The organism is Haladaptatus sp. DYF46 (genome assembly GCF_021083305.1).
GTDB lineage: Archaea > Halobacteriota > Halobacteria > Halobacteriales > Haladaptataceae > Haladaptatus.
This window is the reverse complement of sequence record NZ_JAJFAY010000001.1, coordinates 1994966-2014062: the sequence shown is the minus strand read 5'-3', so window position 1 is coordinate 2014062 and position 19097 is coordinate 1994966. Positions and strand designations below refer to the sequence as shown.

The 19097-nt window shown below is 62.5% G+C and carries 21 protein-coding genes and 2 tRNA genes; 15 read left to right on the top strand and 8 right to left on the bottom strand.

Features of this window, described 5'->3' with window-relative positions; genetic code table 11:
* Positions 1-310: 310 nt before the first annotated feature.
* Positions 311-386, top strand: a tRNA-Cys gene (locus tag LJF34_RS11035).
* 169 nt (positions 387-555) lie between these two features.
* On the opposite strand, the gene LJF34_RS11030 is transcribed toward LJF34_RS11035, so the two are convergent.
* The gene (locus LJF34_RS11030) at positions 556-1521 is read right to left on the bottom strand and encodes a Gfo/Idh/MocA family oxidoreductase (RefSeq protein ID WP_231185014.1); all 966 of its coding nucleotides are present in this window, start codon (positions 1519-1521) and stop codon (positions 556-558) included.
* A 93-nt stretch (positions 1522-1614) separates the two neighbouring features.
* Between LJF34_RS11030 and LJF34_RS11025 the strand changes: the two genes are divergently transcribed.
* Positions 1615-2427: a hypothetical protein gene (locus LJF34_RS11025; protein WP_231185013.1), complete on the top strand. Its 813-nt coding sequence runs from the start codon at positions 1615-1617 to the stop codon at positions 2425-2427.
* 17 nt (positions 2428-2444) lie between these two features.
* Here the strand turns inward: LJF34_RS11025 and LJF34_RS11020 are convergent, their stop codons facing one another.
* Together LJF34_RS11020 and LJF34_RS11015 are read right to left on the bottom strand one after the other, a co-directional pair.
* On the bottom strand, positions 2445-2645 hold the full coding sequence (locus LJF34_RS11020; protein ID WP_231185012.1) for a hypothetical protein: 201 nt from the start codon (positions 2643-2645) through the stop codon (positions 2445-2447).
* 580 nt (positions 2646-3225) lie between these two features.
* Positions 3226-3299: transfer RNA gene (locus LJF34_RS11015), tRNA-Lys, on the bottom strand.
* 107 nt (positions 3300-3406) lie between these two features.
* On the opposite strand from LJF34_RS11015, the gene LJF34_RS11010 reads away from it, so the two are divergent.
* Positions 3407-4687, top strand: coding sequence for a M20/M25/M40 family metallo-hydrolase (locus tag LJF34_RS11010; RefSeq protein ID WP_231185011.1), 1281 nt, complete (start codon positions 3407-3409; stop codon positions 4685-4687).
* Between the two features lie 24 nt (positions 4688-4711).
* Here the strand turns inward: LJF34_RS11010 and LJF34_RS11005 are convergent, their stop codons facing one another.
* On the bottom strand, positions 4712-5377 hold the full coding sequence (locus LJF34_RS11005; protein ID WP_231185010.1) for a hypothetical protein: 666 nt from the start codon (positions 5375-5377) through the stop codon (positions 4712-4714).
* Positions 5378-5586: 209 nt separating this feature from the next.
* Here LJF34_RS11005 and LJF34_RS11000 point away from each other — a divergent pair, with 209 nt between their 5' ends.
* The 6 genes from LJF34_RS11000 to LJF34_RS10975 all read left to right on the top strand — a co-directional run bounded on the left by LJF34_RS11000 (position 5587) and on the right by LJF34_RS10975 (position 10037).
* Positions 5587-6039, top strand: coding sequence for a hypothetical protein (locus LJF34_RS11000; RefSeq protein WP_231185009.1), 453 nt, complete (start codon positions 5587-5589; stop codon positions 6037-6039).
* 100 nt (positions 6040-6139) lie between these two features.
* The gene (locus LJF34_RS10995; RefSeq protein WP_231185008.1) at positions 6140-6769 is read left to right on the top strand and encodes a VOC family protein; all 630 of its coding nucleotides are present in this window, start codon (positions 6140-6142) and stop codon (positions 6767-6769) included.
* Positions 6770-6848: 79 nt separating this feature from the next.
* Positions 6849-7811: an oxidoreductase gene (locus LJF34_RS10990; protein WP_231185007.1), complete on the top strand. Its 963-nt coding sequence runs from the start codon at positions 6849-6851 to the stop codon at positions 7809-7811.
* A gap of 52 nt (positions 7812-7863) precedes the next feature.
* Entirely contained in the window at positions 7864-8295 is a 432-nt protein-coding gene (locus tag LJF34_RS10985) for a Rieske 2Fe-2S domain-containing protein (protein ID WP_231185006.1), read from the top strand.
* A gap of 104 nt (positions 8296-8399) precedes the next feature.
* The gene (locus LJF34_RS10980; protein WP_231185005.1) at positions 8400-8939 is read left to right on the top strand and encodes a hypothetical protein; all 540 of its coding nucleotides are present in this window, start codon (positions 8400-8402) and stop codon (positions 8937-8939) included.
* Between the two features lie 6 nt (positions 8940-8945).
* Positions 8946-10037 carry a hypothetical protein gene (locus tag LJF34_RS10975; RefSeq protein ID WP_231185004.1) on the top strand — a complete coding sequence of 364 codons (1092 nt, stop codon included), beginning with the start codon at positions 8946-8948 and terminating at the stop codon, positions 10035-10037.
* Here LJF34_RS10975 and LJF34_RS10970 read toward each other — a convergent pair.
* The gene (locus LJF34_RS10970; RefSeq protein WP_231185066.1) at positions 10034-11293 is read right to left on the bottom strand and encodes an MBL fold metallo-hydrolase; all 1260 of its coding nucleotides are present in this window, start codon (positions 11291-11293) and stop codon (positions 10034-10036) included. The genes LJF34_RS10975 and LJF34_RS10970 overlap by 4 nt on opposite strands.
* A gap of 113 nt (positions 11294-11406) precedes the next feature.
* Between LJF34_RS10970 and LJF34_RS10965 the strand changes: the two genes are divergently transcribed.
* The gene (locus LJF34_RS10965; protein WP_231185003.1) at positions 11407-12879 is read left to right on the top strand and encodes an aldehyde dehydrogenase family protein; all 1473 of its coding nucleotides are present in this window, start codon (positions 11407-11409) and stop codon (positions 12877-12879) included.
* 261 nt (positions 12880-13140) lie between these two features.
* Here the strand turns inward: LJF34_RS10965 and LJF34_RS10960 are convergent, their stop codons facing one another.
* The 3 genes from LJF34_RS10960 to LJF34_RS10950 form a co-directional block, all read right to left on the bottom strand.
* Positions 13141-13635 (bottom strand): hypothetical protein, encoded by a 495-nt coding sequence (locus LJF34_RS10960; protein ID WP_231185002.1) that lies wholly within the window; start codon positions 13633-13635, stop codon positions 13141-13143.
* A gap of 39 nt (positions 13636-13674) precedes the next feature.
* Entirely contained in the window at positions 13675-14472 is a 798-nt protein-coding gene (locus LJF34_RS10955) for a DUF6498-containing protein (protein ID WP_231185001.1), read from the bottom strand.
* Between the two features lie 71 nt (positions 14473-14543).
* Positions 14544-15869, bottom strand: coding sequence for a metallophosphoesterase (locus LJF34_RS10950; RefSeq protein WP_231185000.1), 1326 nt, complete (start codon positions 15867-15869; stop codon positions 14544-14546).
* Between the two features lie 100 nt (positions 15870-15969).
* On the opposite strand from LJF34_RS10950, the gene LJF34_RS10945 reads away from it, so the two are divergent.
* The 5 genes from LJF34_RS10945 to LJF34_RS10925 all read left to right on the top strand — a co-directional run bounded on the left by LJF34_RS10945 (position 15970) and on the right by LJF34_RS10925 (position 19095).
* Positions 15970-16374 (top strand): 30S ribosomal protein S6e, encoded by a 405-nt coding sequence (locus tag LJF34_RS10945; protein WP_231184999.1) that lies wholly within the window; start codon positions 15970-15972, stop codon positions 16372-16374.
* Positions 16375-16416: 42 nt separating this feature from the next.
* Complete coding sequence (locus tag LJF34_RS10940) at positions 16417-16854, top strand: hypothetical protein (RefSeq protein ID WP_231184998.1); 438 nt, start codon at positions 16417-16419, stop codon at positions 16852-16854.
* Entirely contained in the window at positions 16851-17264 is a 414-nt protein-coding gene (locus LJF34_RS10935; protein ID WP_231184997.1) for a DUF5807 family protein, read from the top strand. Before LJF34_RS10940 ends, LJF34_RS10935 begins: the two co-directional genes overlap by 4 nt.
* A gap of 94 nt (positions 17265-17358) precedes the next feature.
* On the top strand, positions 17359-18786 hold the full coding sequence (locus tag LJF34_RS10930) for an ATP-binding protein (protein ID WP_231184996.1): 1428 nt from the start codon (positions 17359-17361) through the stop codon (positions 18784-18786).
* A 45-nt stretch (positions 18787-18831) separates the two neighbouring features.
* On the top strand, positions 18832-19095 hold the full coding sequence (locus tag LJF34_RS10925) for a hypothetical protein (RefSeq protein ID WP_231184995.1): 264 nt from the start codon (positions 18832-18834) through the stop codon (positions 19093-19095).
* Positions 19096-19097 lie beyond the last annotated feature (2 nt).

The following is a 19097-nucleotide window of genomic DNA, read 5'->3' as shown; positions in this document are numbered from 1 at the left end:
GTCAGTACTGGAGTGCGCGAGCCTCTGGGAAATTCGATTCGCCGCCTCCCACTCATACTTACAGTCATCAACCCTCACAGAGTAGCGGCTCTGTGGGGGTTTTTGTATTTTATTCGGACGCCGAGAGACATCGCTCGACGAATCGTTGCCAGCGAACTTCTGATACGATTTTTCTTGGACGTTTCCGTTTGCTACTCCGGCCTCAATTCGACTCGAACTGCAGGGTAGGGTCGTGCGTCGATGATTCCGAATATCCCGATTCGCGGGAGACCGCTATGCTTAAACCGGACCGATACGAAGCAAAGCCTGCGCCAAGGTGGCAGAGTCCGGCCGAACGCAGCGGCCTGCAGAGCCGCCCATCGCCGGTTCAAATCCGGCCCTTGGCTTTTTGTGAATCCGTCTTCGTAGCGACCGCCATGTGGCATTCGACCCGATTTCCTCCGCGGGTAATACTCACAGTAATACTCATTTTGCACTTTCCTGTCACATTTCGGTCCGTTCTCCGTTCGAAAAACTCTCCACTTTCTGATCGATATCGTGTCGGCTGGGATGCGTTTAGAGTGAAAGCGGTTTTCTCTCGCGGACACTCTCATCGATGGCGTCGATGATTTGCATGGTCCGTATCGCGGTTGTCGCATCCGTCATCGGTGGACGTCCCGTCTCGATGGACTCGACGAAGTGGTCGATTTCGAGGGCGTACTGATTCGTCGGGTCGAACCTCTCCACGTCGTGTCGGTCGTCGATTCGGTACGTCAGTTCGGTTTCATCGTCTTTCGATGGAACGAACGCGTCCCGTGCTTCGAGCCATCCGTTGGTGGCTTCGATTCGATACCGTTCCGCACCGGCCGTCGTGAATCCCGAGGAGAGTGTCGCCGTCACACCGTCTTCGTATTCGAGGATGGCCGTTAGTTCGGTTTCGACGCCGCTGTTCATGGTGTCGGTCGCTGTTGCGTACACGCGTTGGGGTTCGCCGAGGAACAAGCGGGCGGCATTGACCGTGTAGCAACCGACGTCCATCAGGCACCCACCCGCGAGGTTCGGGTCGAGTCGAACGTCTTCCTGGTCGTCCAGTGAAAATCGAAGGCTAGCTTCGAAGGAGCGAATATCCAGCTTTCGTGCGATTTCGACCGCGCGCTGTGTCCGAGGATGGTAGCGATACATGAACGCCTCCATTAGCGTGACACCACGCTCGTCACAGTACGCACTCATCTCGCGCGCTTCGGCGGCGTTCACCGCCAGGGGTTTCTCACAGAGGACGTGAAGGCCGTGGTCCGCGGCCCGCTTCGTCCATTCGGCGTGGAGTGCGTTCGGGAGGGGATTGTACACCGCTTCTATCTCGTCGTCTTCGAGCAACCCCTCGTACGTTCCATAGGTGTGTTGTATGTCGAGTTGCTCCGCAACGGTCGCAGCACGGGATTCGTTTCGCGACGCGAGCGCGGTGACTTCGTGTCCTGCCTCCTTGATGGCCGGAATCACGGCGTTCGTACCGATGCTTGCCGTGCTGATGACACCGAATTTCATACCTCACGTTCGTTTTCGGCGCTAATGAAAAGAAGGGGGAAACCGTGTAACCAAAAAGTAACCATTATACCGAACGCGAACCGGGGCTAGAGTATGCAACGACGAGCAGCGGGCGTATACATTGCGATCTTCCTCGTCATTTCTGCCGGGGCATACTCACTGGTCGGCATGGCTAAGGAGCCGACGGTTTCGGTGAACAACCCGGATCAGACGCTTTCACAGCAAGGACAGAAGTTCGCTGTCGACGGTCGGCAGTACAACGTGACGTCCTTGAGTGGAGGCTCCGCGGAGGTCGCGTGGACCCAGCAAGCCGCCACGTATTCGGCCGAACTGGCGAACAATTCGACAGTCAAACAGGACAATACGACGTTCCAAGTCCTCATTCCGAACAAGTCGAAACCGCAGAAGGCGACCCTCCGTGAGTTCCAGAACCTCACGAACGACACGCAGACGGTCAAGCAGGGCAACGAAACGTACGTTGTCACCAACGGCAGCGACGGGAACAAGTCGCTCGTTCCGGTCGACGAGTACAAACGTCAGCAGTTCGGTGAACCCGAGACCAAGACGCTGCGCGTGGGTAACTCCTTCCAGTACTCGAACAACTCCACGACGGTCAAAAACATCACGGCTGAAGCGGTGATGCTCCAGTGGAAGGCTCCGAAGACGACGACGACCTCGCTCGAAAGCGGTTCCACGGCCGAACTCGGCCCGAACAACAAGACGTTCGTTGCCCACGCTGAGGGCAAGAAGGTCCTGTTGTCGTCCGACGTGAAGGCCTACAACGAACAGGAGGAGTCGATAGCACACTTCCACGAGCGCATCGCGGGACTGTGGGGTGTCTCCATCCTCAGCGTCATCGCGGCGGCGCTCATCGGAATGCTCGCTTACCTCCCGTTCAAAGGATAAGAACGACCGACCTCTTTTCACGTCCGAGCGATCCACGCCAGAGCTCCGCCGATGCCGATCGCTGCGACACCGCCGAGTATTTGACCGAGCATGAGGAGTGCGCTTCCCGATTTGTGTGCCCATGGCGTTCCGACGAGGGTGCCGATTCCGATGAGAACGAGTAGGACCCCGAACGCGATTCCGAGCGGTTCGAGCGGATCCGAAACGTAGCGGTTCATATCCGGTTCTGTGTTCGGATGACTTATAATATCTACTGAACGAAGTCGCCGGGCATTCGTTTCGCCGTGAAAACGGGCTGGAAGGGATTTTGAACGACGCCAAGACGTTCCGGGTCGCTCGCTCACGGCGTTGCCGTTCGCATCGAGGCGCAAGCGCCTCGTAGTCGCTTCCCGGGCATGCGTCTTGTCTATTTCAAATCCTTCAGAACTATCCTCGCGGCTCACGAATTGTTCGTCGCGAGAAATACGGGCTGGAAGGGATTTGAACCACGCCCGAGAACCTGCGCGGTGCGCAGAACCTCGGTCTACCTCAAATCCCTTGAGCCGCTTCGCTCGTCACGTCCGTTCCTCGCAGAAGCGGGCTGGAAGGGATTTGAACCACGCCCGAGAACCTGCGCGGTGCGCAGAACCTCGGTCTACCTCAAATCCCTTGAGCCGCTTCGCTCGTCACGTCCGTTCCTCGCAGAAGCGGGCTGGAAGGGATTTGAACCACGCCCGAGAACCTGCGCGGTGCGCAGAACCTCGGTCTACCTCAAATCCCTTGAGCCGCTTCGCTCGTCACGTCCGTTCCTCGCAGAAGCGGGCTGGAAGGGATTTGAACCCCTGGCCGTCTGGTTAAAAGCCAGACGCTCTGCCTAACTGAGCTACCAGCCCTCATCTCTTCTTGCGAGTTACGACGTTTAAACGTTTGCCATTCCACTTCGCTGCGTGCCATTTCCGGGGTGCGTATCGTTTTCTCCCTCGCCCTCGACAGTCGAATCATGACCGATTTCGATACGGCACACGGTGACGAGTTGCGCGCGTTCGTCGAACGGCTCTGTTCGTTCGACACGACGGGAGGCGACGAAGGTCCCGCACAGGAATGGTTCGCGGAGCGACTGTCCGAGATGGGGTTCGAAACGTACGAGTGGACGACCCACGCCGAGGAACTGTCCGAGCATCCGTCGTTTCCCGACGACCCCGCCGACATCGAACACACCGAAGCGAGCGCGGGCGGACCGACCCTCGCCGAACGTCCGAGCGTCGCGGGCGTCTTGGAGTTCGGGGACCCGGACGACGGCCCGACGCTGGTTCTCAACGGACACATGGACGTGGTTCCGGTCGCCCGCGAGTCGTGGGACACTGACCCCTTCGAACCGACGTGGGACGGCGACGACCTCACCGCCCGCGGTGCGGTCGATATGAAATCCGGACTCGCGTCATGCGTCTTCGCCGCAAAACACCTCCACGAGAACGGCGAAGGACTGAACGGGCGACTCGTCGTCGAGAGCGTCGTCGGTGAGGAGGAAGGCGGAATCGGTGCCGCTGCGGCGGCGCTGTCGAACCCGTACCCGTTCGAGCGCGACGCCGCCATCGTCGCGGAACCGACCGACCTCACGCCGGTCGTCGCGGTCGAGGGAACGGTCATGAAACGGTTACACATCACCGGTCGCTCCGCGCACGCGGCAACGCGGTGGCGCGGGGAGAGCGTACTCCCCCATTTCGAGGCGATTCGACGGGCGTTCTACGAACTCGAAGCCGAGCGAAACGAGTCGGTCACGCATCCACTGTACGACGAGTTCCCGGTTTCGTGGCCTATCGTCATCGGAACGGTGGAAGCCGGGACGTGGTCCTCGTCGGTCCCCGCGACGCTCACCGCGGAGATGCGGCTCGGCGTCGCGCCGGGAGAAACCGTCGACGAAGTCGAAGCGATGTACGAGGAGCGACTCGCCGAAGTGGTCGAGGGGAACGAGTGGCTTCGCGAACATCCGCCGACGTTCGAGCGCTTTTCCATCCAGTTCGAGGCGGCGGAGACGGACGCGGACGAACCGGTCGTCGGCGCGCTCCAGTCGGCGATGGGGGCGAACGGTCTCGACACGACGCTTCGCGGGGAGACGTACGGTGCCGACTCGCGCCACTACGTCGCCGCCGGAATCCCCACCGCCGTGTTCGGACCGGGAATGATCGAACAGGCACACTTCCCGAACGAGACGGTCCAGTGGCCGGACGTGCTGACGGCTGGAACGGTCATCACCGAAGCCGCACGGACGTTTCTCGACTGATTCGCGTTCGATTTTCGGTTCGTTTCAATCGAGTTCCTTTTCGAGCGCCCGAGCGACCACCTGTTCCGGTTCTTCGTCGGCGAGTGCGGCCTCCCGCCGGAGTTCGCGGTACAGGTCCGGCGGGAGCGAAAGCGTCACTTCGCCGAGCGTGACGCCGTGATTTCGGAGTGCGTGCTCCGGCGTCGTCCCGTCGCTGATGTCGCTGACGATGGCGCGCACTTCGCGGACGGTCAGCGAGTTGTCGAGGATGGCCCACGCGAGTTGGTAGCGGGCGTCGCCGTCGACCCGCGCGATGTGTTTGGCCGCCGTCGGCGCGATGTGCCCGACGGCGACGTGGCGTCGAATCGAGCGCGGGAGGTCGTGTACCCGTGCCCATTTTCGGATGAAGGCCACCGTGGTTTCGCCGCCCGCCCGCTCCGCGGCCCCTTTGTACGATCCGACGCCGCGGACCAGCGCCGCACAGGCCGCCGCCCCGCGCAACATGTACACGTTGTCCTCGTTGCCGGGGCTTCCGCCCGCGAACGCACGCACGGTTCGGGCTGCCTCGTCCACGCTTTCCGGGTCGTTCGGATCGAACGCTTTCGCTTCCCGTGCCCGTGGGCCGGTTATCGTCTCGTCGCCACGGACGACCGGTTTTCCGACCGGTGACTTTCGGTCTACGGGTGGCTCCTCGTCGGGGCCGTTACTCATCGTTCGTGGATTGGTCGGACGGGGTAAAAAGGAACCGCCCGAACGAACGTTTTTGCCGCTGACGTCCGGTTGTGGGTATCGAAACCCCGTTTGAACACCGCCTCGGAAATCATTTCTTTCCAACTGTATTCCTGCGCGTATTGACTCTCCCGGCGTTGACGACCGGTTCCCTCCCCACGTTTATGTGCGACGCCGCCCAACTTTTTCCCATGACCGGTCACGGCTCCGACTACTCGACGGAGGAGCGCCAGCTTCGAACCCGCGACGAAAAGGAGGGCGTCGAGAAGTGGGTCGAGAGCGTCTTCTTCGCCGTCGGGGAAGTGACGTTTCTCGCTCTACCGGCCTTCTACGGGTTGATGGACGCGGAACCCAACGCGCAGTTGAAGTTCGCCGCGCTGTTCTCGTGGTTGGCGCTCGTCGTCTGCGTCGGGACGTTTCGCGGTCCGTGGCTCGACGTCGATTGGCCTCCGGTGACTCCCCTCCTATTTCTCCTTCGGTTCCTCTACTACAACGTCGTCGTCGCCGTGGTGGCCTATACTGGCACGACAATCGATCTCGCGCTCCACTCGCCCGCCGTCACGGCAACGGTCGTGGTCCTCCTCTCGGTCGGCAGTGCGCTGGTCTTCCCGCGACTCGCGCGGGCCGTCGGTGAACTGAAGTGAGGGATTCGCGGCCGTTCCCACTGACATCGATGCCATGTGGTGACGCTCCCGTCCACGAGAGTATATCGCCGTTCGGAGCCAACGAACGGGTGAGAACACCATGTCCGACGAACCTACTACCCACGAGGCACCGATAACCGCCGAGCGCCCCGAGGGTGCAGTTCCCCTCACCGGAACCGACCACATCACCCTCATCGGCAGCAACGAGGAGGACACGGTCGAGTTCTACCGGGACGTGCTCGGGATGCCGCTCGTCCTCCGCCAACCGAACCTCGACGCGCCGAACGTCACGCACCTCTTCTTCGACAGCGGCGACGGTCGCATCATCACCTTCTTCGTCGAGGAGGGTCGCCAGTCGAACCCCGCACCACAGCGAACCGGAATCGGCGCGGTCCACCACCTCGCGTTCCGATTCGACCCGGAGCGAATCGAGGAGGTCCGCGAACGACTCGAAGCGCACGGCCGCCGGTACAACGAGTTCGACCGGAGCATCTTCTACTCGCTGTACACCTCGGATCACAACGGCCTGACCATCGAACTGACGACTGACAAGTTCGACATCCCGGACGACAGACGCGCGGAGGTACTCGCGGTGGCCCAGCGAAAGCGCGAGGAGGACGGTTCCGAGTACGCGAAGGGGGAGCACCTCGAAGCCGCGCTGGAGGAACTCGGCATCCCGGTCGAACCGGCGGACCTCCCCGACGCGCCGACGGGCGCGGGCGGGTTGTAGCGGGAGTTGCGGACGGCGAGGTCCCCGTCCAACCTCGTCGGGCGGTGGATTTCTGTACCGTGCGGCCGTAGACGGTCGTATGACCGATTCCGGGTGGACCGCGGACCGAATGCCGGACGTGAACGAGAAGACGGTGATCGTTACGGGCGCGAACAGCGGCCTCGGATACGAGGTGACGCGCGCCCTCGCACGAAACGGCGCGACGGTCGTCATGGCCTGCCGGCGGACGAATCACGCGAGGACGATGAAAGGTCGAATTCTCACCGAAGCCCCCGACGCGACGCTCGACGTTCGCGAACTCGACCTCGCGGATGGTTCTTCGATTCATGCCTTCGCGAACGACTTCGAGTCGGAGTACGACGACCTGCACGTCCTCTGTAACAACGCGGGCGTGATGGCCGTCCCCCGCGCCGAAACGGCCGACGGCTTCGAACTCCAGTTCGGCGTCAACCACCTCGGACACTTCGCGCTCACCGGTCGCCTCCTCGATTCGTTGGTGGAAACCGACGGCGAAACGCGCGTCGTCACCCAGAGCAGCGGCGTCCACGAGGACGGAGAGATGGATTTCGACGATTTGCAGGGGGAACGGGAGTACGACAAGTGGGACGCGTACGCGCAGAGCAAACTGGCGAACCTGTTGTTCGCCTACGAACTCGACCGACGGTTGGACGCCGCGGGAATCGACGACGTGGCGAGCGTCGCCTGCCATCCGGGGTACGCGAGTACGAACCTGCAGGGACGCGGCCCGAAGGAGGAAGGTTCTACCCTCCGACTGTGGATGATGCGCATCGCGAACGCGCTCATCGCCCAGAGCGCCGAACGCGGCGCGCTGCCGATGCTCTACGCCGCGACGGCACCCGAAATTACCGGCGGCGAGTACGTCGGCCCCGACGGGTTGATGAACATGCGCGGACTGCCCTCCGTCCAGTCGTCCAGCGACCGTTCCTACGACGAGGCGGTCGCAGAGCGCCTGTGGGACGAATCGGAGGAGTTGACCGGCGTGACCTACGACTTCGGACGGGCGAAGTCGGTCAACGACTGATTCTCCTCGACGGAAAGAACGTTTTAATCCCCGGGAACGAGAGGAACCGGATATGGTGACGACCGACGACGCGACGCGATTGACGACGGTCGAGGACCTCCCCGAAAACGGTTCGTTTCTGTTCACGGTCCGTGAACGCGACGGGTCGGAAGAGGAGGTCGTTCTCGTCCACACCGGCGACTGCATCGCCGCGTGGAAGAACTTCTGCCAGCACGAAACAGACCAACGACTCGATCGGGGCTTCGGAGCGGCGATGCGCGACGGCGACATCATCTGTCCGAAACACGGGTCGATGTTCGACGGTTGTTCCGGCCACTGCGACAACGGGAAGGCCGCGGGTTCGACGCTCGTCTCCGTCGACGTGACCGTGGACGACGGCATCGTCTACCTGACCGACCGAACGTGCGAGTTCGCACACGAAGGCGGTATCGAGGAGGACGATGACGACGATATGCCGAGTTCGTCGTCGCACCTCACGTTTTAGCGTCCGGCGGCGATGAAACATTTCCCGTCGCCAGTAGCGGTTAACTGTGAGCTCTCAGAACGGTTCTACGGAGTTTTATCGAGCTGTCGGTGGAACTGAGTATCATGGTCATTGTTGATGAAAAACTGGTCGATGACCTCTCGCTCCGCGACCGCGAGTACCAAATCGACGACTTCGTAAGATACCTCGAACGCCACCATCACGGGGACGAACCGGGCGTCTCGATGGAACGACTCGACGCCTACGCCGACGCGCTCGGATACGACAGGGAACACACTCACGTGTTGCTCGAAGAACGATTGACCGATTCGCCGACGTGGATCCCCGGGAACAACCTCTACCGCGTGGGGGACAACGTCAGCATCTATCCGCCATCGTGGCACGAGCAGCTGACCGATACGATAGACCTCGCCGAATACGTTCGCGTCATGCTGGAGGAGAAAATCGAAGCGGGTGGCAGACTGCCGCCCGCTCGACGGGGAATTTCGCAACCGGACGTTCTCACGGCGATCGAGGTCTTCGCCGACCTCGACCGGGAGATGGGCGAGGATCTGTTGAAACGACAGCGACAGGAGGGAAGCATCGTGATATACGCCTCCCAGAACCCCGAAGACCTCGTCCGACTGCCGGAGATGAAAGGATAACTCACCATGAAAATCACGACAGAGCGCACCGATACCGGTCAGTTCGAACTGTTCGTCCTCCTCGACCGCGAGGTGTACGCCAGCAGGCAGGTCGGGTCCGAAACCGAGTGGACCGAATGGGAATGTCTGGAGGGTGCCGAAGGGGAAGCGCTCGCCGCCGGTCGCAACGAGGACGGCCGCGTCGAGGTGTTCGTCACCGACCCGGAACACGGAACGTATCACACGCGTCGGGAATCGGACACCGACGCTGACGGCGTGGGTAACTGGGAAGAGTGGCGTCTCCTCGGCGGCGAACCTCGCCCGGGCGAATCGGTCGCCGTCGCACCGAACGGCGACCGCCGACTCGAAGCCTTCGTCACCGACCCGAGGAAAGGGACGTTCCACGCGAGGCAAACGGAGCGGAACGGAACGGCGTGGACCGACTGGGAGGCGCGAGGGGACAAAGCGGGGAACGAAATCGTCGCCGTGCGCGACGCGGAAGAACGGCTTCAGGTCTTCTCGCTCAACTACCCCGACGAGGACTCGAACCTAACGACGGTCGAAAAGGAGTTCCTGTACGGCGTCCACCACTGTTGGCAACTCGAACCGAACGGCCACGAGTGGGCCGAGTGGCATCGGCGCGGACGGGCGAACGGCCACTCGCTCGCCGTCGGGGAGAACGAGGACGGACGTCTCGTGGCGTTCCTCGTCCGGGACGACGACGTGCCGATACACATCAGCCAAGTCGGATTCGAGGAGACGGAGTGGGAGGAGACGTGGAGCGAACTCAGCTACCCCGAGGACTTCGAGATATTCCACCGACCGAAGGCGAAATCCGTCGCGGTCGGTCGGGACGCGGCCGGGCGGGTGGAGGTGTTCATCACCGGCCACAAACTGCACCGTTTGACACAGCAAGCGCCGAACGGCGACTGGTCGCTGTGGGAGCGCTTCGGCAGGGTCAGGTGTGCCGGTCTCGACGTCGCACGGACGCCGGACGGAAGACTCGTCGTCTTCGGCCTCGAAGACGCACCGAAGGCGGCGCGCCGTCCGAAGGTTCACCAGCGCTGGCAGACGAAACCGAACGGTCGCTGGTCGAAGTGGTGGTCCCGCCCGATTTAAACGCGAGTCGTCGCGCCGTCCCCGGCGATTTCGTACCGACTGCCTAACTCGGGCGCGTCCGCGTCGTAGCCGTCGGCACCCAATTCCTCGGCGAACGCGTCGCACCTGTCCCCGTGGTTGACGAGCACCGCCGCGTCGCGGTAGGAATCGAGAAACGAGAGCAGGCCGTCGCGGTCGGCGTGGGCGGAGAAGTCGTAGGACTCGACCTGCGCGCTGACGGGCATGACCCGGCCGTCGATTTCGCCCCGCCCGTGTTCGAGGAGGTCCCGGCCGGGCGTTCCCTCGACCTGATAGCCCGTCATCGCGATCTTGTTGACCGGGTTGGCCCGGATTTCGGGGATGTAGGTCATCGCCGGGCCGCCGGTGAGCATCCCGGAGGTGGTCACGATGACGGTGTTCTTCCGTGCGATTCGCTTGCGCTGGCCGTTTTTGCCCGTCACGAACCGCGCGTTGGAGACGGCCCGTTGGAGGGCGTCGGGGTCGCGGACGAACTCGGACTGCTGGCGGAGCATCCGCGTCACCTGCGTTCCCATCCCGTCCACGTAGCAGTCGATGTCGTGTGCTTCACACACCATCAGCATCTCCTGCGTTCTGCCGATGGCGAACGCGGGGACGACGACGGTGCCGCCCTCCCACACCGTCGTCTCGACGCTCTCCGCGAACTGCCGTTCCGTCGCGGCCCGGTCCCCGCGGTCCACGTCCGAGTAGGTGCTCTCGCAGAGGACGATATCCGCGTCGGGCCGTGCCGTGGTACCCGACAGCAACCGCTGGTCGCCGGTGTGGAAGTCGCCCGTGTAAAGCAGTCGCGTCTCGCCGTCGTCCACCAACACGTGGGCGCTTCCCGGGATGTGTCCAGCGTTGAAAAACGTGATTTCGTGTCCGGCCGCCTCGAACGGTTCCCGGTAGCCGTGCGGTTCGGATACCTGCGTCAACCGCTTGATTTCCGCGCCGGTGAACGGACAGTCGTAGCTCCCGCCGTGCAGTTTCAGCGTGTCGCGCGCCAGCAGTCGCGTCAGTTCGTACGTCGGCGGCGTCCAGTGAATCGGCGGCCAGTCGTCCCTCGAGAGGAGGGACGGAAGCAGGCCGACGTGGTCCAGATGCCCGTGGGTGACGACCACCGCGTCCGGGTCCACGTCGCCGACCGGGTACTGGGGCGGGTTCCCCGTCAACATCCCGTAATCGAGGAGGAGGGAGTCGTTGACGAGAATCGCGCTTCGACCCACCTCGCGCGCCCCGCCGAGAAACTGAATATTCATTGGGGGGAGTAACGGGCGAAGCCGTTTTTCTTCGTCGGTTCGGTCGCGTGTCGGAAACCGCCACGCCGCCGGTTCCTGACCATTTATCACCACGAACGCCCGAGTTCAGGGTGATGTCGGACAGAGCCTACACCTTGGATGGCGACTGGAACGCCCTCTACATCGACGGCGAATGGATACCCGGCGGCGACCGGGACGAAATCGACGTGATGAACCCGGCGACGCAGGAGCAGATTACGTCCGTCCCGGCCGCGACCGAGGACGACGTGAACCGCGCCTACGAGGCCGCCGCCGCCGCACAGTCGGAGTGGGCCGACCAACCCCCGGCCAAGCGAATCGGCGTCATCCAGTCCGCGCTCGACCTGCTGGACGAACACCGAAACGACATTCTCCACTCGCTGGCGGTCGAGTCGGGGAGCGCGAGCATCAAAGCCTACGCGGAGTGGCAGACCGCCAAGGGAATCACCAACCAGTCTACCGAGTTTCCCTTCCGCGTTGGCGGCGAAATCAAGGACTCGATGATTCCGGGGAAGGAAAACCACGTCAAGCGGATTCCCATGGGCGTCGTCGGCGTCATCTCGCCGTGGAACTTCCCGTTCAACCTCTCGATGCGCGCCGTCGCGCCCGCGCTGGCGCTCGGGAACGCGGTCGTTCTCAAACCCGCCTCGCCGACGCCCGTCACCGGCGGCCTGCTCCTCGCCGAACTCTTCGAGGAGGCCGGACTCCCCGAGGGACTGCTCAACGTCGTCCCCGGCAAGGGCTCGGAAATCGGCGACCGGATGGCGACCCACCCCGAACTCGACGTGATGGCGTTCACGGGGTCGACGGAAGTAGGCAAGCACGTGGCCAGCCTCGCGGCCGAGAACCTCGCGCTCCCCGCGATGGAACTCGGCGGGAACAACCCCCACGTGGTCACCGAGGACGCGGACCTCGACGCCGCCATCGATTCCGCCGTGTTCGGGTCGTTCCTCCACCAGGGGCAGGTCTGCATCTCCATCAACCGCCACCTCGTCCACGAGGACGTGTACGACGAGTACGTCGAGAAACTGACCGAGCGCGCGGAGGAACTCCCCATCGGCGACCCGACCGACCGCGACAACGTCATCGGTCCCATCATCGACGAGGGCGCGCGTGACCAGATTCTCGACTACATCGACTCGACCGTCGAGGAGGGCGCGACCCTCGAAACCGGCGGCCACCACGACGGCCTGTTCGTCAAACCGACCGTCCTCTCCGGTGCGACAAACGACATGGCCGCGTCCTGCAACGAGACGTTCGGTCCGACCGCGCCGGTCATCCCGTTCTCCTCCGACGAGGAGGCCGTCGAACTCGCCAACGACACCGAGTACGGACTGGCCGCCTCGGTCCACGCGGGCGACCTCGGCCGCGCACAGGACCTCGCCGACGCCATCGACGCCGGGATGGTTCACATCAACGACCAACCCATCAACGAGGAACCCCACGTCCCCTTCGGCGGCGTGAAAGGCTCCGGAATCGGTCGCTACGACGGCGACGCCATCGTCGAGGAACTCACGCAGGAGAAGTGGATTTCGGTGCAGCGCGACCAGCGACGCTACCCCTTCTAAACGACCTTTTACGACGGTCGACGGCCAGCGCCCGGACGATTCGTCCGGGCGCTGGCCGTCTCCCTGTAAAAGCTCGACCAAAAGCACTCCTCCTTCGCTTCGTTTCACTCCGCTCAGTCGTCGGCCCGCGCTCCCGAGGCGCTCCGCGCCTCGTGGCTCGCGGTACGGTTGCTAGTTCGCTGAAAATGCGGCGTGCCTATCGCTCACTTCGTTCGCTTGTTCGGGTGCTTTCTATTTTCGTGAAAAGCTACTCGGTCGATTTCAGTTCTCGATTCGAATCGTGAATCCCCACTCGTTGTGCCCCTCGTTCTCGACAGAGAGCGTCTCTCGGAACGAGTACTCGCCCGGTTCGAGACAGCTTTTCGACCGATGGTCTCCCCAGATTTCCACTCGGCAGGAAAGCAGTTCTCCTCGTTCGACTTCCCTCCGCATGAGACCCAGCGGATGGCCGAAATCGTCGTCCTCCGGGAGATTCGGTTTCCAGCATTCGGGCTCGTCCTCTCGTCGTTCGTACCCGTTAGGGGACGGGAGCAGTACCGGACCGGTTTCGGGTCGAGAACAACGGCAGGGCAGTTCGATTGGGGCGGTGTTTCCGAACAGGAGTACCGACGCGTCTCCCTTCCACGTCAGCCCGATTTCGACGACTGCCGTGGATTCCTCCGTGATATTCGCGGTAATCATCTCGACGGAAACGGTGGCTCTCGGGTCCTCCGGTTGAGCCGTCCGACAGATTTGTACCGTTCTTGCACTGCCCATGCACCCAACGACTGCGGGATCAACCATCAAACGAGGTATCTACTCCGCCAGCGGGTCCTGCGGTGTGAACCAGTCGGCGATTCGGCCGGGATTTTCCGCGTGGTTCACCCGGAACTGCGACCACTCGACGGTGAACTTGCCGAGCAGTACGGCCGTCACGTAGCATATTTCGATGACATTTCTCGTCAGTACGCTCCGCGCGATATCCTCGAACATCACCACCGCTCCGACGAGAAAGAACATGCCCGCGACGTGAAGGAGCATCATCCAGATGGCCATGAATGCGATGATTCGACAGGGGATTTCGAGGACCATGTGTACGGACATCGTCTCGTACTCGTGGTTGCCGAAGAACTCGCGGCGGACCCTGGCGAGTTGCGAGACGGCCATGATCAGGGCCGACCCGACGACGGCCGGGGTGATGGCCGACTCGATGGTGGACCGGTACAGTGCGAGTGGCAACGCCGAGAAGCCGACACCCCAAACCAGCGACCACGCCACCAGTCCGACGTTCCGACGATACAGTGGTGGCAACCATCCCGCGAGTCGAATTCCGTCCGGGTCGGTATCCCACTTCGACTCGTCCAACTCCGTGTCCCTGCCGATGCCGGGAAGGAACATCGTCCGTCCCTCAAGCACGACACGTCGCTCGGCGAAGAGCGCGGCACCGCTGTACAGCACGAGGGTGACGACGATTTCTATCCAGTAAATCACCAACAGCTCTCGGATGTACCAGTCGAACCAGATGAAGCCACCGAGCGGAACGAGGTTCGCCAACAGAATCGGCAGAAATCCGGTCATCTCGGCGCTCTCTCCGTTCTGTCGCGCGAACTCCATCGAGTTCCACAATCAGTCAACGGACGATAAGGTCTGTGATTTTCCGAAACGCGTCACCGATTGTATTTCGGCTACTCCTTCCCCGCCGACTCCACCACTTCCTTTTCGGACGCCTCGATGACGGTTCGGTCGGGAATCTTCGCCTCCCGCTTCGGCCGCCGAGTCAGCAGTCGTTGGAGGAACGTCAACTCCTTCGGCGCTTCCTTCTCGATGGTGTGGTAGTCGACGACGACGTTTCCCGCTTCCTCGCCGATTCGGAAGTAGTTCAACCGGTACGAGGGGTAGTACACCGGCGGGAGGATGCCGACGATGGTCGAGGTCCGGTGCAGTCGCTTGAGCCACGTTCCGGTGTTGATGATGACGCGCTCGCCGACCTTCGTCAGCGAGACGCGGTGGGTGTGGCCGTAGATGTACGCCACGACGTCGGGATACTCCTCGAACACGTCCTCGGCGGCGGCGACGTAGGGTGCGTCCGACGGTTCGTCGGGTTTCTCCTTCCTGACGAGGCCGAACCGTTCGAGCGTCTTTCGCACGTCGCGGGCGAAGAAGTACAGCGGTATCGAGATGACGAACAGGAGGGCCACGACGACGAGGTTGACGTAGATGACGAACTCGACGACGTCGCCGACCAAGCCCAGTTGGCGGAGAAACGAGGTCGTGGCGTTCGTGACGATGTGTGACCCGAGCACGCCGGTCGCCTCCACCACGAGGGCGACGAGGTAGATGAGACTGACCTGAAACAACAACAGGAACGGCAGCGCGCCGTATCGCAGGAACGGACTCATCTCGCGGTAGAAGTAGTTCGACGCTATCCAGTCCGGAATCTCCTCCAACGGCGTGAGCGACTGGATGTCCTTGAGCCAGTTGTACTTCCCCCGCCCCGAGAGCTGTCCGGCCTTCCCCGTGATGTGGCGGTTGACGAAGTAGCCGAGCGGGTTGGCCCGCGGGTTGCCGAACTCGGGCATTCGGTTGTGCGCGTCCTCCTGCATGCCGTGTTCTATCCATATCTTCTTCCCGGCGACGCGTCTGGTCAGCGAGAGCGTCGGGTCGAGCGTGACGTTGTACTCGGCCAGTCGCTCCACGTACTCGGGATACCCCGCCAGTTCGGCGTCGTGATTGCCGGGAATGAGCGTGATGCGGACGTTCTCGCCCGTCCTCCGAAACTGCTCGAACAGTTTCGGGTGGTGTTCGACGAGCAGGTCGAACTTCGTCATCCCGGCCGATTGGGTGAACTCCCACAGGCCGAACGCGTCGCCGAGGATTATCAGTTCGGCCTCCTCGTCCGTCGTTTCGAGCGTCCGTAGGAACTCGACGAACTCGTCTTCGAACTCACACTCCTGTAGCTGTTCGTCGCCCCCCACGTGAAGGTCGCTGACGAAATAATATGCGTCTGTCATCCTCCCCTGCCTCCGAAACACGACCGGACGCCGGAAAGCGGTTTCGTCCGAGAGAGTGGGTTTCGATGTCCTTTTAGGGTGTGACCGATATTCGTTCCGTATGGCAAACTTTCAGGTCGTCGTTGCGGACCCCGATTCCGGGGTGGCCTATCAGCGCGATATAGACGGACAGGATGCGAACCGATTCCTCGGCAAGTCCATCGGCGAGGAAGTCGACGGCGGTGCCGTCGGCCTCGACGGGTATTCCGTCGAAATCACCGGTGGCTCGGACAACGCCGGTCGCCCGATGCGCGGCGACGTCGCCGGCCCGGATCTCAAGGACGTCCTCCTCGAAGGCGGCACGGGGTACAACCCCAAGCGAGACGGCGAGCGACGACGCATTTCGGTCCGCGGCAAGGAAGTCAGCGAGGACGTCGCACAGCTCAACGTTCGCATCAGCGAGCACGGCGACGAGTCCGTCGAGTCCCTCTACGGCGAGGGCGACGGCGACGAAGACGACGAGTAACGCGGCGGAACACTCAAACATTTACACAATCTTTTCACGAGTATGACGCAACGGGTTTCGAGTGATACGACCGAAACCGTCAGGGCGACACTGGCGCAGGCGGGTGCGACGAATCGTGCGAACATCGAGATTTCCGCGGACGACGAGGGAGCGTTCCCGGCGGACGAAATCGTCCGCATCGTGATGGACGACACGGAGTATCGCGCCAGAATCGAACGGCCGTTGACCGACGATGGCCGACTCATCCGCGGCGTGTACGACACGCCCCGACTCGCGCGAAATCCGGGCGAGGGCGAGAACCGCCTCGCCGAATGGTTCGACGACAGCAATCGCTCGTTCGGCCAGTCGGTCCTCATCGACGTGGTGGAGGAGGGATACAAATACGGCATCCGCGAACCCGGTTCGCGGGCGGTGTACGAGGCGACGGAAGCGCCGAACGGAAGCCTCGCCGACATCGCACAACAGGTCGAGGACAAATGAGCAAGCGAGAGGAGTTTTTGTTGGGCGAGCGTCCGGACGACGTGGCGCTCTTTCTCGCCGATTCGTTCGTCTCGGGTGACAAACTCGCCGAGTACGGTGAACCGGTTCCCGGCGGCCTGCTGTTGGTCGTTCCGGGCGAAACCGGGCGGAACGTGTTCAAGAAGGCCACCGGCATGGACGCCATGGGTTTCGCGAAGGAAGCGATGGGAACCGAGGGAACCGTCGCGACCGACCTCGCGGGCGGCGACTGTCCGGAGGGCGACCACGACGTGGAGTTCGTCTTCGCGTTCGTCGAGGAGCAAAACGAGGAGGTCGGCGGCCTGTACGCCGACGGTGACGTCGTCCACGCCTACGCCTACTGTTCCTGTGGGACCGCCTTCTCCCACAAATGGGTCGCCGGGGACCGGTAAACGGGCGACTCGAACGGGGAGCACTGCCACGAGTTCGATTCATTCTGAAGCAGTTAGATATATGCCTTGTGGCTCCCTCGATAGTGAAAAGTACATGGCGAACGTGGATCCGGTTTCGATCGGTCACGACTTTCCCGCTCGACTTCGGGTTCTTCACGTCGACAACGACGAGGATTTCCTTCGACTGTCTCGGCGGACGCTGGAACGTGAGGACGACATCGAGGGGGTCATCTGCGTCACGAACACCGACGACGCTATCGAGTATCTTTTCGAACGCGATATCGGCATCCACTGTGTCGTCAGCGATTACGAACTCGACGACGGTTCGGGACTCGATCTCCTCGAAACGGTACGCGAAGCCCGCCCGTACCTCCCGTTCATCGTGTTCACCGGGACGGGAAACGAGGACGTCGCCAGCAGCGCAATCTCCTCGGGCGCGACGAACTACCTCCAGAAGGGGACGTCGGGCGCTCGGTTCGTCACTCTCACGTCGCAAATCAAACAAGCGGTCTCACGCCGATACATCGAGAAACAGGTTCACCGGGGTTTTCGGGCCATCGACACTACCCGCGAAGGTATCGCCTTGCTCACGAACGACTTCCGGTTCAACTACGTCAACGAGGCCTACGCCGAGTTGTTCGACTACGACTCCCGGACGCTCGTTGGCCGGAAGTGGGGAACGACGCTCACGGACGACGCCGTGGACTTCCTCTCCTCGGAGGTCGTTTCGACGGTCGATTCCGACGGGGAGTGGAGCGGTGAAATCACGGGCAAACGACGGGACGGGAGCACGCTCACGCTGACGCTCACCGTCTCCGCCGTCGCCGACGACGAGTACGTGTGTGCGGTTCGGGACGTGACCGAGCGCAGGGAGTGGGAAGACGCGCTCGTGCAGGAAAACGAGCGCCTCGATGAGTTCGCGAGTCAGGTCTCACACGACCTCCGTGGCCCGTTGAGCATCATCTACGGCTATCTCAACCTCGCCCGTGAGACGGGCGAACCGGAACATCTCGACGAAATCGAAAGGGCGGCCGACCGAATCGAAGCCATCATCTCCGACCTGCTCGAAATCGCCCGCGAGGGGGAAACGACGTTGGAACCGGAGACGATTTCCCTCGAAGCGTTCGCCGCGGACGTGTGGGACGGCATCGAGAGCGAACCCGCGACGCTCGACACCGAATCCGCGAACGGACGACTCCTCGCCGACCGTGACCGCACGACGGAACTGTTCGCAAACCTGTTTCGGAACGCGGTCGAACACGGCGGTCCCGAAGTCACCGTCTCCGTCGGCACGATGTCCGACGGGTTTTACGTCGGGGACGACGGTCCCGGGATTCCCGAAGGACGCCGCGAACAGGTGTTGCAGTCCGGCTATTCGACCGAAGAGTCAGGCACCGGCCTCGGATTGTCCATCGTCAAACAGATCGCGGACTCTCACGGGTGGCAACTCTCCATCGGCGAAAGCGACGCCGGTGGCACACGGTTTTCGTTCTCCGGAGTCGAACGTCTCCCCGCAGAGTGACTCGTCCGGCGACATCGCTTTCTCCGCTCCTGCCGAGTTTCACCTATGGCAGAGCGTGTGCCCATCGCCGACTGGGGTGCAATCGAAACCAATCTCCGCCGGTTCGCGCCGGACGTCGACGACCACGGACCGAAACTCGTCGCGCGGATGGGCGTCGCCCGGTTTACCGTCGCACAGGACGGGCACGTGACGGCCGGAATGCCCTTCCACGAGTTCGACGGACGGGCGGACTCGGTCGTCTTCGACCACGACGCGGGCGCGATTCGAATCGAACGGGCGGGTGTGACCTACGTGTTCCGCAGGCCGTAGCG

Coding starts and splice junctions, on each gene's coding strand:
- LJF34_RS11030 (WP_231185014.1), bottom strand. CDS start 1,521: ATGAAATTCGGTGTCATCAGCACGGCAAGCATCGGTACGAACGCCGTG.
- LJF34_RS11025 (WP_231185013.1), top strand. CDS start 1,615: ATGCAACGACGAGCAGCGGGCGTATACATTGCGATCTTCCTCGTCATT.
- LJF34_RS11020 (WP_231185012.1), bottom strand. CDS start 2,645: ATGAACCGCTACGTTTCGGATCCGCTCGAACCGCTCGGAATCGCGTTC.
- LJF34_RS11010 (WP_231185011.1), top strand. CDS start 3,407: ATGACCGATTTCGATACGGCACACGGTGACGAGTTGCGCGCGTTCGTC.
- LJF34_RS11005 (WP_231185010.1), bottom strand. CDS start 5,377: ATGAGTAACGGCCCCGACGAGGAGCCACCCGTAGACCGAAAGTCACCG.
- LJF34_RS11000 (WP_231185009.1), top strand. CDS start 5,587: ATGACCGGTCACGGCTCCGACTACTCGACGGAGGAGCGCCAGCTTCGA.
- LJF34_RS10995 (WP_231185008.1), top strand. CDS start 6,140: ATGTCCGACGAACCTACTACCCACGAGGCACCGATAACCGCCGAGCGC.
- LJF34_RS10990 (WP_231185007.1), top strand. CDS start 6,849: ATGACCGATTCCGGGTGGACCGCGGACCGAATGCCGGACGTGAACGAG.
- LJF34_RS10985 (WP_231185006.1), top strand. CDS start 7,864: ATGGTGACGACCGACGACGCGACGCGATTGACGACGGTCGAGGACCTC.
- LJF34_RS10980 (WP_231185005.1), top strand. CDS start 8,400: ATGGTCATTGTTGATGAAAAACTGGTCGATGACCTCTCGCTCCGCGAC.
- LJF34_RS10975 (WP_231185004.1), top strand. CDS start 8,946: ATGAAAATCACGACAGAGCGCACCGATACCGGTCAGTTCGAACTGTTC.
- LJF34_RS10970 (WP_231185066.1), bottom strand. CDS start 11,293: ATGAATATTCAGTTTCTCGGCGGGGCGCGCGAGGTGGGTCGAAGCGCG.
- LJF34_RS10965 (WP_231185003.1), top strand. CDS start 11,407: ATGTCGGACAGAGCCTACACCTTGGATGGCGACTGGAACGCCCTCTAC.
- LJF34_RS10960 (WP_231185002.1), bottom strand. CDS start 13,635: ATGGGCAGTGCAAGAACGGTACAAATCTGTCGGACGGCTCAACCGGAG.
- LJF34_RS10955 (WP_231185001.1), bottom strand. CDS start 14,472: ATGGAGTTCGCGCGACAGAACGGAGAGAGCGCCGAGATGACCGGATTT.
- LJF34_RS10950 (WP_231185000.1), bottom strand. CDS start 15,869: ATGACAGACGCATATTATTTCGTCAGCGACCTTCACGTGGGGGGCGAC.
- LJF34_RS10945 (WP_231184999.1), top strand. CDS start 15,970: ATGGCAAACTTTCAGGTCGTCGTTGCGGACCCCGATTCCGGGGTGGCC.
- LJF34_RS10940 (WP_231184998.1), top strand. CDS start 16,417: ATGACGCAACGGGTTTCGAGTGATACGACCGAAACCGTCAGGGCGACA.
- LJF34_RS10935 (WP_231184997.1), top strand. CDS start 16,851: ATGAGCAAGCGAGAGGAGTTTTTGTTGGGCGAGCGTCCGGACGACGTG.
- LJF34_RS10930 (WP_231184996.1), top strand. CDS start 17,359: ATGGCGAACGTGGATCCGGTTTCGATCGGTCACGACTTTCCCGCTCGA.
- LJF34_RS10925 (WP_231184995.1), top strand. CDS start 18,832: ATGGCAGAGCGTGTGCCCATCGCCGACTGGGGTGCAATCGAAACCAAT.